This is a genomic window from Escherichia sp. AM3 (assembly GCF_032029835.1).
Taxonomy (GTDB): Bacteria; Pseudomonadota; Gammaproteobacteria; order Enterobacterales; family Enterobacteriaceae; genus Escherichia; species Escherichia coli.
On sequence record NZ_JAVUPQ010000627.1, the window covers coordinates 1 to 395 of the forward strand.

Genomic DNA, 395 nt, shown 5'->3' on the forward strand with positions numbered 1-395 from the left:
ATTGTGACCTGCCAGGGCGGCGATTATACCAACGAAATCTATCCGAAGCTGCGTGAAAGCGGCTGGCAGGGCTACTGGAGTGATGCGGCCTCTTCGCTTCGCATGAAAGACGATGCCATCATTATTCTTGACCCGGTTAACCAGGGCGTCATCACCGACGGCCTGAACAACGGCGTGAAAACCTTTGTTGGCGGTAACTGCACCGTCAGCCTGATGCTGATGTCCCTCGGCGGCCTGTTCGCACAGGATCTGGTGGCGTGGGTCTCCGTGGCGACCTACCAGGCGGCCTCCGGCGGCGGCGCGCGTCATATGCGTGAGCTGCTGACCCAGATGGGCCAGCTGCACCAGAGCGTCGCTGCCGAGCTGGCAGACCCGGCGTCCGCCATCCTCGACAT

At 61.8% G+C, this 395-nt stretch carries 1 protein-coding gene; it reads left to right on the top strand.

From position 1 onward, the window contains the following. A partial coding sequence (locus RTW80_RS27590; protein WP_312721282.1) for an aspartate-semialdehyde dehydrogenase occupies positions 1-395 on the top strand: 395 nt, incomplete at both ends.